This is a genomic window from Gilliamella sp. Imp1-1 (assembly GCF_001690415.1).
GTDB classification, from domain to species: Bacteria; Pseudomonadota; Gammaproteobacteria; order Enterobacterales; family Orbaceae; genus Gilliamella; species Gilliamella bombi.
Window position 1 is genome coordinate 1 of record NZ_LZHK01000132.1, and the last position, 12,447, is coordinate 12,447.

Annotated in this window: 10 protein-coding genes; 3 read left to right on the top strand and 7 right to left on the bottom strand. The window is 34.2% G+C overall.

Annotation, left to right across the window (positions count from 1 at the left end; all coding sequences use genetic code 11):
- Positions 1–916 (bottom strand): Hsp70 family protein (locus A9G38_RS10940; protein ID WP_176713262.1); only part of this gene is annotated, 916 nt, incomplete at its 3' end.
- Between the two features lie 227 nt (positions 917–1,143).
- On the opposite strand from A9G38_RS10940, the gene satP reads away from it, so the two are divergent.
- On the top strand, positions 1,144–1,722 hold the full coding sequence (gene satP, locus A9G38_RS10945) for an acetate uptake transporter (RefSeq protein WP_034911261.1): 579 nt from the start codon (positions 1,144–1,146) through the stop codon (positions 1,720–1,722).
- Between the two features lie 81 nt (positions 1,723–1,803).
- Here satP and asnB read toward each other — a convergent pair whose 3' ends face one another.
- The 6 genes from asnB to polA form a co-directional block, all read right to left on the bottom strand.
- On the bottom strand, positions 1,804–3,477 hold the full coding sequence (asnB, locus tag A9G38_RS10950; protein ID WP_034911264.1) for an asparagine synthase B: 1,674 nt from the start codon (positions 3,475–3,477) through the stop codon (positions 1,804–1,806).
- Positions 3,478–3,656: 179 nt separating this feature from the next.
- Positions 3,657–4,001, bottom strand: coding sequence for a YdbL family protein (locus A9G38_RS10955; protein WP_034911266.1), 345 nt, complete (start codon positions 3,999–4,001; stop codon positions 3,657–3,659).
- 105 nt (positions 4,002–4,106) lie between these two features.
- The gene (locus A9G38_RS10960) at positions 4,107–4,292 is read right to left on the bottom strand and encodes a YnbE family lipoprotein (protein WP_034911268.1); all 186 of its coding nucleotides are present in this window, start codon (positions 4,290–4,292) and stop codon (positions 4,107–4,109) included.
- Between the two features lie 11 nt (positions 4,293–4,303).
- A complete protein-coding gene (locus A9G38_RS10965) occupies positions 4,304–5,851 on the bottom strand; it encodes an intermembrane phospholipid transport protein YdbH family protein (RefSeq protein WP_162162647.1) in 1,548 nt (515 codons plus the stop codon).
- Between the two features lie 120 nt (positions 5,852–5,971).
- Positions 5,972–7,402 carry a glutamate--tRNA ligase gene (gene gltX / locus A9G38_RS10970; protein ID WP_034911270.1) on the bottom strand — a complete coding sequence of 477 codons (1,431 nt, stop codon included), beginning with the start codon at positions 7,400–7,402 and terminating at the stop codon, positions 5,972–5,974.
- Positions 7,403–7,683: 281 nt separating this feature from the next.
- A complete protein-coding gene (gene polA / locus A9G38_RS10975) occupies positions 7,684–10,455 on the bottom strand; it encodes a DNA polymerase I (protein WP_034911273.1) in 2,772 nt (923 codons plus the stop codon).
- Positions 10,456–10,657: 202 nt separating this feature from the next.
- Here polA and folE point away from each other — a divergent pair, with 202 nt between their 5' ends.
- Both folE and ribF read left to right on the top strand, forming a co-directional pair.
- Positions 10,658–11,317, top strand: a complete 660-nt coding sequence (folE, locus tag A9G38_RS10980; RefSeq protein ID WP_034911276.1) for a GTP cyclohydrolase I FolE — start codon at positions 10,658–10,660, stop codon at positions 11,315–11,317.
- Between the two features lie 179 nt (positions 11,318–11,496).
- Positions 11,497–12,441 (top strand): bifunctional riboflavin kinase/FAD synthetase, encoded by a 945-nt coding sequence (ribF, locus tag A9G38_RS10985; protein WP_034911282.1) that lies wholly within the window; start codon positions 11,497–11,499, stop codon positions 12,439–12,441.
- Positions 12,442–12,447 lie beyond the last annotated feature (6 nt).

Below are 12,447 nucleotides of genomic sequence, written 5' to 3' on the forward strand. Positions count from 1 at the left end.
CTAATTTAGCGCGAGTCACTTTAATATTTAAATGTTTTGGACCACTTGCATCAGCAGTGATATAAGGTAAATTAATATCAGTTTGTTGCGCTGATGATAATTCAATTTTCGCTTTTTCTGCCGCTTCTTTTAATCGTTGCATTGCTAGCGGATCATTTTTTAGATCGAAGTTTTGTTCACGTTTAAATTCGTCAACTAAATAATTGATTAAGCGTGAGTCAAAATCTTCACCACCTAAATGAGTATCACCATTTGTTGCTAATACTTCAAAGGTTTTTTCGCCATCAACGTCGTCGATTTCGATAATAGAAATATCAAATGTACCACCACCAAGGTCATAAACCGCTATAGTTCGGTTACCTACATCTTTATCTAAACCATAAGCAAGCGCTGCAGCTGTTGGTTCGTTGATGATACGTTTTACATCAAGTCCTGCAATACGACCAGCATCTTTAGTTGCTTGACGTTGCGCATCGTTAAAATAAGCAGGTACAGTAATAACCGCTTCAGTCACCGCTTCACCAAGATAATCTTCTGCTGTTTTCTTCATTTTTTTCAATACTTCAGCAGAAATTTGTGGTGGTGCAATTTTTTGACCTTTAACATCAACCCATGCATCGCCATTGTCAGCTTTTACGATCTTATATGGCATGATGCTAACGTCACGTTGAACTTCGGTATCTTCAAAACGACGACCAATTAAACGTTTAATTGCAAATAGTGTATTTTGTGGATTGGTTACTGCTTGACGTTTTGCTGGTTGGCCAACTAAGATTTCTCCATCTTGTGTATAAGCAATAATAGAAGGGGTTGTACGATCGCCTTCAGCGTTTTCTAATACTTTTGCTTGACCATTGTCCATTACAGCAACACATGAATTTGTTGTACCTAAATCAATACCAATAATTTTACCCATAATCTTTTCTCCTCAAAACCTGTATTTTATTTCTTGTATATAAGTCTTAAATTTTAATTTTCAAGCCCTTACTTCACAAAGAAATGTTTTTTCTTTTCACATAAATGGGAACGTTATTATTAATATCAAGGGGTAAAAAAAATTATTTTTCTAAAACCTTGATTATAGCGTTTTCTACACTTATTATTGCCGCTCTTTAATCATCTTACTTAATTTATAGGATCCTTATGGAACAAACAAAACTTGCAAATCCTGGCCCTCTTGGCTTAATGGGATTTGGTATGACAACAATTTTATTAAATATTCATAATGCTGGATTTTTTCCTGCTATGACAGTAATTGTCTCAATGGGTATTTTTTATGGAGGCCTTGCGCAAGTCATTGCTGGCATTTTAGAATTTCGAAAAGGTAATACGTTTGGTACAACGGCATTTACTTCTTATGGTTTCTTTTGGATTGCGTTAGTGGGTATTTGGTATTTACCAACTTCACCAGCAACAGCGCCATCAGATGCCACTTTTGTTGGTATTTTCCTTGCATTATGGGGAATTTTTACTGGCTTTATGTTTATTGGTACATTAAAAGGCAACCGCGCATTACAATTTGTTTTTGCTAGTTTAACCGTTTTATTTGCTTTATTAGCTATTGGTAATATTTCAGGTAACCATGGCATTATTCATATTGCAGGTTTTGAAGGCATTATTTGTGGAGCAAGTGCTGTTTATCTAGCAATGGCAGAAGTGATTAATGAGCAATTTGGTCGTACGGTTTTACCGATTGGTGCACCTAAAGGCGCTGCGCATTAATAATTTAATTTGGTCTATCGTTAATAAAAAACGGGGAATATTCCCCGTTTTTTTATATCAAATAATTATCGCTAAAACCAATTATTTTTTATAAGCGTCGTTATGAACACCAACCGCCGCACGTCCAGATGGATCGTTTAAGTTCTTAAATGATTCATCCCATTCAATTGCTTTAGCAGTTGAACATGCAACAGTTGGACCACCAGGTACACAATGAGCCGCACTTTCAACTGGAAATAGTTCATTGAAAATTTCACGATACATATAAGCTTCTTTCGAAGTTGGCGTATTATATGGGAAGCGGAATTTTGCATTTTCTAATTGCTGATCAGTAATTTTACTTTCTGCAATTTCTTTTAATGTATCAATCCAACTATAACCAACACCATCAGAGAATTGTTCTTTTTGACGCCAAACAACAGATGCAGGTAAGTAAGACTCAAATGCTTCACGGACAATATGTTTTTCCATTTTGCCATTGCTACCACACATTTTATCTTTTGGATTAATGCGCATTGCGACATCTAAGAATTTTTTATCAAGGAATGGTACTCGAGCTTCAACGCCCCAAGCCGCCATTGCTTTATTCGCACGTGCACAATCATACATATGTAGTGCTGCTAATTTACGTACGGTTTCTTCATGGAACTCTTTAGCATTTGGCGCTTTGTGGAAATAGAGGTAACCGCCGAAAACTTCATCAGCACCTTCACCAGAAAGAACCATTTTTATTCCCATTGCTTTGATTTTACGTGCCATTAAATACATTGGTGTTGAAGCACGAATTGTGGTTACATCATAAGTTTCAATAAAATAAATCACGTCACGAATCGCATCAATACCTTCTTGAATGGTAAAGTTAATTTCGTGGTGAACTGTACCTAGATGATCAGCAACCGCTTGTGCAGCTTTAAGATCTGGAGCACCTTTTAAACCTACAGCAAATGAGTGTAACTGTGGCCACCATGCTTCTGATTTTTCGTGATCTTCAACACGACGTGCTGAGAATTTTTTAGTGATCGCTGAAATGACGGAAGAATCAAGTCCACCTGACAATAAAACACCATATGGCACGTCAGACATTAAATGACTTTTTACAGACTCTTCTAATGCAACACGCAGTGCATTAATATCTGTCTTATTGTCTTTCACATTTTCGTAATCCATCCAGTCACGTTTGTAATACGTTTTGATTTCACCTTCGGTACTAGATAGATAGCATCCCGGAGGGAAAGCTTCAATTGTTTTACAAACAGGCACTAATGCTTTCATTTCAGAGGCAACATAAAATGTACCATTTTCATCATGACCTGTATACATTGGAATAATACCAATATGGTCACGGCCAATAAAATAGCTGCCTTTATTGATATCATAAAGGATAAAAGCAAACATACCTTGTAATTCATCAAGGCAATCAATACCTTTTTCTTGATATAAAGCAAGAATCACTTCGCAGTCAGAACCTGTTTGAAACTCATAACGATCTTTGTACTGATTTCGGAGTTCTTGATGATTATAAATTTCGCCATTTACCGCTAAAACTAGGGTTTTATCTTTATTATAAAGAGGCTGAGATCCTGTATTAACATCTACAATTGATAAACGTTCATGAGCAAGAATTGCTTTATCAGACGCAAAGATACCAGACCAATCAGGACCACGATGACGCTGTAGACATGATAGCTCTAATGCTTTTGTTCGTAGCTGTTCTGGATCTGATTTAATATCAAGAATACCTAAAATCGAACACATTGATTTTCTCCATTTCAAATCGCATAAGCGATACTGTTACAAGTAAAAACTAACTAGATAAAAATTTTTTTATTTTGTTAAACATAAAACAAATATTTAAATAAACAGAATACACATTATTTATACACAATTAAAGCATAATGTGATTATACTTTTCTTACTATTAAAAAAAGTAGCAATTATTTTTTTAACCATTGGCCTTGTCGCTTTATATATTGACCTGCTGGGGTCTTTTCTTGCGCTTTACTACCAGCCTTTTTTTCTACTTCACTTAAAGAGACATTACTTTCAGCTGATACTTTTTGGTATTGTTCTTTACGAGCCTGATTAATTAATTGTGCAATTTCAGAAGCGTTACCTTCGTTTTTCACTACACCTAAATAACCATCAGCCTGTTCACCAACTATCCCTTGTGCTTTGGCTTGGCTTAATGAATCTATTGCTTGATCTAAATTTAATGCAAACGCAGAAAAAGATAACACAACTGAAAATAATACCAAGGTTGCTTTCTTACAGATATTCATAACAAACTCCTTAATAAATACATCATATTTTATTTATTTGAATGTGAGTATAGATTTTTATTAATACTTATAATCAAAAAGACAGATAAAAACAAAATTTATTAATTAATATAATCCAGATTTATTGATTATATTATCTAAAGCTTTATCAACCTTAATATTAATTTCATGGTCTATCTTAACATTTAAATTGATATTAATTGGTTCACTCGGTGCTTGAACTTTAACTGTTGGTGAACATCCCGTTAATACACCTGCTAATATTATAATTGCAATAACATTTCGTACCATAAAATAACCCCTTATTTTGAAGATTTATTTTTTAAATAAGCTTCAATACGTTTACGGATTGGCTCACTAATTTGATCGGATAACTGCAAACTCATAAGCAACTTAGTCATATTTTCTTCTAGGTTGATATTTAAATTAACCGCTTTACCATTTTCGACATCCAAATTACTGCCTTGAATATTCAATTTTAATTTGGCAATGTCATTAGCGTAATCAACTGCGCCTTGTAACTTAGTATAATGAAAATTTTTAATAATATCAGTGAGTATTTTCATATTGGGGTTATTTTGCCCATAGCTTTTGAGGGCAGAATTTTCAAATTGTAAATAACCCTCGTTGATCGTAACTAACTTGCCATTTTTAATGACAAATTTTAAAGCTGTTTCACCCTTTTTCTTTATCTCTGATAACGTAATAGGTAAAACACCATCAATTACACCATCACCAGCAAGCCCTTCAGAAGGATATTGCTTAAAAATATCTTTTAGCTGTATCTGTTTTAACCTTAAATTAAATTGTTGGGGTAATTTAGCTAAATTCAATTTATTTTCTTCAATAAAAACCAAACCAGAGAAGATATTAGCTTGAGCTTTTTTCCATGTAACCGCTCCTTTGTTTGGTGCTTTAAACGAGGCTAAATAGCTTCCAACTAATTTAATCTTTTCAAAAGCGATCCCCATATTTACTTCTTGAATATTTAATACTGGTGTTGAAATAGTAAATTGGTTATCTTTAATAATAATATTGATATCGCCTGTAACCGATTTAATTTCACTAGTTTTATAAATACCATTGAGTTTGTTAATGGTTAATGTTGCTATAGCAGATAGTTGGTTACTATCAAATGGAATGTTTGATTTAAGTTGAATATTGAAATCGCCATTGGAAGAACCAAGGATTAAATCATCAGAAAGATTTGCTTTTTCTAAACTAATTGATGCTTTATCCGAAGTTATTAATTCCAATTGATGACTAGATAGCCAACCAGTAAACGGTAAGACTAAATTACTATTTTGTAAACCAAATTGATTTAGGGATGTTTTAAAAAGGCCGTTTTGTATGTCAATCCGCAAAGCCTGTTGATTAAACAACAAAGTGGCAGACAATTGTGTTATTTCTTGGGTATTGGTTGATAAATTAAGTTGTATTGCTTCTTGCTGTTTACTTATATCAACTTTTAAATCTAATCTCGCTTTATTTTGTTCATAAAGTCGCAGTGTATCTATATGAATCGTTTTAGGTAACCAATAAATAATAGTTGAAATCAAAGAGAGCTCGGGATCAGATTGATTAAGCGTTTCAGTCGTTGTATCAACCGTATTTTCAATAGTTTCTAAAGCTATTTCAGATTCATTGAGTTGCCAATAAATATCTAAATTATTTGCAGTTAACTGCGATAATGAAATTGATAAATTTTTAGCAGTTATAGAAACTTGGGATGGTTTACTGACAGTAAGTTCATCAAAAGTAAGACCTTTAAAGCCAACGCTAACACCATGCCAATCGACAATAATCCCATTTTTCTGCTTGAAAGTCTGCCAATAATGCCACCCAAACAAGCAAAACAATATGAGGAAAAATAAAATACTGAGTACGATCCAATAGCGTTTTTTTAAGCGAACCATAGAAGTTCTCACTTTGACAAAAAGGGTTGCAGGGATTTCCCTGCAATAAATATATTAATTTTGAGATTGCTCACGTTGATTAATATATGCCAAAGCCTTATCAATTCTAGCAAGCGCTCGTTTTTTGCCTACCGCAAAAACAGTTGCATCAACCGATGGCGATTGCCCGATACCTGTTACAGCAACGCGTAATGGCATGCCAACTTTACCCATACCAACATTAAGCTCAGTTGCAGTTGCTTCAATCGCATGATGAATTTTATCAATTTGCCAATCAAAGTCAGCAATAGCTTCAACTTTTGCTTTAATTGTTTCTAATGGCTCTTTGGCGACTGGGCGTAAATGTTTTTTAGCCGCATCGGCATCATAATCTTCAAAATCTCGATAGCAATAAGCACATGATTCAGCCATCTCTTTAAGCGTTTTACAACGTTCACCAAATAACTTAACAATAGTGATAAGATCAGGACCTTTTGATAAATCATATCCTTGTTGGTTCATATGCCAAATTAAATGTTGAGCAACATAATCCGCATCAAGATGGTTGATATAATGGTGATTTAACCAAAGTAATTTTTCAGTATTAAAGGCACTGGCTGATTTACTAACCGCATCTAATGAAAAATAACTAATCATTTCTGGAACAGAAAATATCTCTTGATCACCGTGTGACCAACCAAGACGCACTAAATAGTTAAGTAATGCTTCGGGCAAATAACCATCATCACGATATTGCATGACACTAACCGCTCCGTGACGTTTAGATAATTTTTGTCCATCATCCCCTAAAATCATTGATACATGACCATATTTAGGAATTGGCGCTCCTAATGCTTCTAGGATATTGATCTGGCGTGGTGTGTTGTTGATGTGATCTTCACCACGAATAACATGGGTAATTTCCATATCCCAATCATCAACAACGACACAGAAATTATAAGTTGGTGAACCATCAGTGCGGCGAATAATAAGATCATCAAGCTCTTTATTAGCAATCTCAATTGGGCCACGGATTAAATCATTAAAAATAACAGTACCATCAGTAGGGTTAGCAAAACGAACAACATGTGGCTCATCATGAGTATGCTCTTGTTGTACTGAAGCACAACGGCAATACCCATCGTAACGCGCTTTTTCACCTTTTGCCATCTGCTCTTCACGCAATTTTTCAAGGCGCTCTTTAGAACAGTAGCAACGATAAGCTGTACCTTTGGCTAACATTTCATCGATGACTTGATTATAACGATCAAAGCGTTTAGTCTGATAATAAGGACCTTCGTCCCATGATAATTTTAACCAATTCATACCTTCCATTATTGCTTCAATCGCTTCAGGCGTTGAGCGCTCAAGATCGGTATCTTCAATGCGTAATACAAATGCACCTTTTGCATGGCGAGTATAGAGCCAAGAATAAAGTGCTGTACGAGCACCACCTACATGTAAATAGCCTGTTGGGCTAGGTGCAAAACGGGTTTTGATTTTCATGAAATAATCCTAATAATAACGAAAATAGAGCTTTAACAACAACACGAATACCAGCACCATTTCCTTTAATTCTGCCATATATCAACAAGCAGAATAATATGTTTGTATCGATTCAATTTAGTTGCTTATTCTAACACGCCGAAAGGTTTCGGCAATAGTTCCATTATAGTTAACAGGTTAATTTAACTTGTTAAAAAGTTTCAGGAAAGTATACGTTTAAGTATAATATCAGCCTTAACTAGACAGATAAGGCTGAATTATTTAGTACGAATTTAGTATGATTAATGTGCTTCATCCCAATTATCACCCACACCTACATCCACTTTTAATGGTATAGATAGTTGGTAACAATTTTCCATGATCGATTTTATCTGGGCTTTATATTGCTCAACTAATTCTTCTTTTACTTCAAATACTAACTCATCGTGTACTTGCATAACCATTCTAATATTACCTACAGGCAAGCTTTTTATCCATTCACTTACCTTAATCATTGCTGTTTTAATAATATCAGCCGCTGTACCTTGCATTGGAGCATTAATGGCAGCACGCTCAGCACCGCGTCGTTCAATACCACTTCCTGATTTAATTTTCGGAAGATATAAACGTCGACCAGATAGGGTTTCAACATAACCTTGTTCAGCAGCTTGTTGGCGAATTTGGTCCATATACGCTTGAACACCTGGATAGCGCTCAAAATAACGATCGATATAAAACTGAGCTTCTTTACGCGCAATATTAATTTGTTTAGATAAACCAAAGGCGCTCATACCATAAATTAATCCGAAGTTAACCGCCTTTGCACGCCTTCGCTCTTCAGAAGTCACTTCAGATTCAGTTTTACCTAAAATTTCACTAGCCGTAACACGGTGAATGTCTTTGTCATGAGAAAAAGCATAAAGTAAACTTTTATCTTGTGATAGATGCGCCATGATACGTAATTCAATTTGCGAATAATCGGCAGAAATAATCTTATAACCTTTTGGCGCAATAAATGCCTGTCTAATTCGTCGGCCTTCTTGATTACGCACTGGAATATGTTGTAAATTTGGCTCATTTGACGACAATCGCCCAGTTACAGTACCGATTTGATTATAATTGGTATGAATACGATGATCGATAGGACTAACCATCAATGGCAATTTATCGGTATAAGTATTTTTTAACTTAGCTAAACTACGATAAAGCAAGATCATGCGTGGTAATTCGTATTGATTAGCTAGCTCACTCAAAACATCTTCACTGGTTGATGGCTCGCCCTTTGGTGTCTTTTTGAGAACTGGTAATTGATGTTTATCAAATAAAAGAGCTTGAATCTGTTTAGGTGATGCTGGATTAAATTTTTCACCTGCCAACAATTGTAACGTTTCTTGAATTTCGTTTAATTTCTTTCTCAATTCACTAGAATGTTTATTTAATAACTTAACATCAATCAAAACACCTGTTCGTTCCATTTCTGCTATCAAAGTGGTAAGTGGCATTTCAATATCAGTGAATAAAGCTTTTAATTTTTCATCTTTTTCAAGATCTGGCCATAATTTATTATGCAATTGTAAGGTAACATCGGCATCTTCGGCAGCATATTTTGTGGTTTTTTCCACATCAATGTTATCAATAGTAACCTGAATTTTATCAAATTTAGTTAATTCATCATAAGTAATGGTTTTATGATCCAAATAGCGATTGGCCAAACTATCCATATCATGACGGTCATTACTATTTAATACATAAGATTCAATCATAGTATCAAACGCAATTCCTTGTATGGTTATGCCATAATTTGCTAGCACGCTGTAATCAAATTTTGCATTTTGGGCAATTTTTTTGATTTCTGGATTTTCAAATATTGGTTTTAATTTAGCTAATACATCATCTAGTGGTAATTGCTTAGGAACACCTAAATACTGATGAGAAAGTGGAATATAAGCCGCTTGATGAGGTTCAACACTTAATGATATACCAACTAATTTAGCATGCACGTGATCAACATTATCTGTTTCAGTATCAAAAGCAAATAGTCCACTATTTGTTAATTTTGTGATCCATTCATCTAATTGCTTTTCAGTTAATATACACTGGTAATCAGTCTCTCTTTTTTGTGCTGTTGTTTGTTCTTCTTGAATGAAGTAATTATCATCACCTTCTATAACTTGATTTTTCTGCTGATTTAAAAAAGTACCAGCCATTAATTCTTTTTGCCAACGATGAAAACCATAATAATTAAATAACTCAACTAGAGCCTTAACATCAATATCACCTACCAATAATTGTTCATTGGAAAAATCTAACTTAACATCAGTTTTGATTGTTGCAAGTAAATAAGAAAGATCGGCATCATTTTGATTATCAATCAATTTCTGTTTTAAAGATTTAGCACCTCGGATCTTCAATTTTTCAATATCGTCTAACCGATTATAAATATCCTCGACACCATCAAATTCAGATAACAAACTTTGTGCTGTCTTTTCACCTATACCTGGTACGCCAGGAATATTATCAGACGAATCGCCTCTTAAAGCTAAATAATCAATAATTTTTTCTGGCGGAACACCAAATTTTTTTATTACCCCTTGTGGATCTAATTGGGTATTATTCATCGTATTAATCAATGTAATTCTATCGCTCACTAGCTGCGCCATATCTTTATCGCCAGTACTGATTAATACTTCTAGATTCTCCCTCTCAGCCTGTCTTGCTAATGTACCAATTACATCATCGGCTTCAACACCCTCAATACAAAGTAATGGTAATCCCATAGCTTTCAAAATAGTATGAATAGGTTCAATTTGCGGACGAAGATTTTCAGGCATTTCATCTCGCGTGGCTTTATATTCATTATAAAGCTCATTGCGAAATGATCCTCCTTTTGCATCAAAGACCACAGCAATATGTGTAGGATTGTACTGATTAATTAAACTACGAACCATATTAACCACACCAAAAATAGCGCCTGTAGGCTCACCTTTAGCATTGGTTAATGGTGGACAAGCAAAAAAAGCACGATAAAGATAAGATGATCCATCAATTAAAATAATCGGTGTATTATTTGGCATTATGGTTACCTAAACATTATTTAATTTAATGGCTGATAGTATAACACCTAATTGGTAATAATATTCTTACCAAGTCAACAATATAATGTAAAAAAGTTTCAGGTAACACTATGTTTCAGTATAAAATCATGTGTAAACAACTGTATATTGCGCAATGAGTGTTATATAATAACTCATTCATTTTCGCTTGAGTATGTAATAAATGACACAATTAAGCCCTGCCGCGCAAAAAGTCAAAGAAGCCCTTGCAGCTAAAAATCTTGAAACACCATTATGCCGTCTAGTTATAGATAATAATGAGCGTAAAGCAAAAATCGAGTCGCATTTTCGTGAAATTATGAAGCTAATGGAACTTGATTTATCTGATGATAGCCTTGCACAAACTCCTCACCGCGTGTCGAAAATGTATGTTGATGAGATTTTTTCTGGTCTTTATTACGAAAATTTTCCAAAAATTACGTTAATCGAAAATAAAATGCAAGTTGATGAAATGATAACGGTTCGCGATATTACGCTAACTAGTGTCTGTGAACACCATTTTGTCACAATAGACGGTAAAGCAACGGTTTCTTATATTCCCAAAGATAAAGTCATTGGTTTATCGAAAATTAATCGAATTGTAACTTTTTTTTCCCAACGCCCTCAAGTACAAGAAAGATTAACACAACAAATTTTAGTGGCACTACAAACACTACTAGGTACAGTTAATGTGGCGGTTTCTATTGATGCAACCCATTATTGCGTTAAAGCCCGAGGTATTAAAGACTCCAATAGTATTACAACAACAACTGCACTCGGAGGCGGGTTTAAAACAAACCCAAGCACAAGGCAAGAATTTTTGCGAGCACTAAACCATTATTAATTTTATAAATGAGTATGTTTGAATCACAACAGTTTAAAGTATGACCGAGTCACTTAGCATTTTATCTCAAACAGTGAAAATGCTTGAAGAAAAGCGACAAAATCTAACTTTATATTGCGTGCATCTTCAAGAAAGATTGGTATAATTCTTGGTTACTTAATATAAATAACATTGTTTTCATGAAGATTATCCGTGGTATAACTAATCTAAAAAATCAGTTTTCTCAATGTGTTCTAACCTTGGGAAATTTTGATGGCGTGCATTTAGGACATCAACAATTAATTAACCATATTATTAAACAAGGTAAAAAACTCAATCTTCCCACTGTTGTGATGTTATTTGAGCCGCAACCACTAGAGTTTTTTGCCCAAGATAATGCGCCGTCACGTTTAACTTCATTTCATGAAAAAGTTATTTTTATTGAAAAATTAGGTATCGACTATATTATTGCTATTCCATTTACCCAAACTTTTGCCAATATGTCTGCCGATCATTTTATTCAAGATTGGTTGATCAATAAGCTACAAGCTAAATACATTACAATTGGTGATGATTTTCGGTTCGGATTTGAACGTAAAGGGGATATCAACCTTCTACAACAATATTCGCGAAATCATGATTTTGTAGTAGAAAGCATACCAACATTTGTTTGGAATAATTTTCGTATAAGTAGTACTGCTATTCGCCAAGCACTTTTGAATAGTGATTTTGAATTGGCTCATTGTCTATTAGGTCGTGATTATACAATTCAAGGTCGCGTAGTCCATGGCAATGCTTTAGCAAGGGAATTGGGATTTCCAACAGCAAATATTCACTTACTTCGAAAAAAGCCTGCATTACAAGGAGTCTATTTAGTTAAAGTCAAAAATATCTGCAATAATCAGAATTATCACGGTATCGCCAATATTGGGATAAGACCAACTATTAATGGAAAAACCGCAATACTTGAAGTAAATCTTTTTGACTTTTCGAGTAATATATATGGACAATATTTAGACATAACGTTCATCAAAAAATTACGCGATGAGAAAAAATTTGACTCATTAGCAGAATTAAAACAACAAATTACACAAGATATTTGCACTGCGAAAAAGATCAGTGCAAAATTAACCAATAAAAAGTAGTATCAA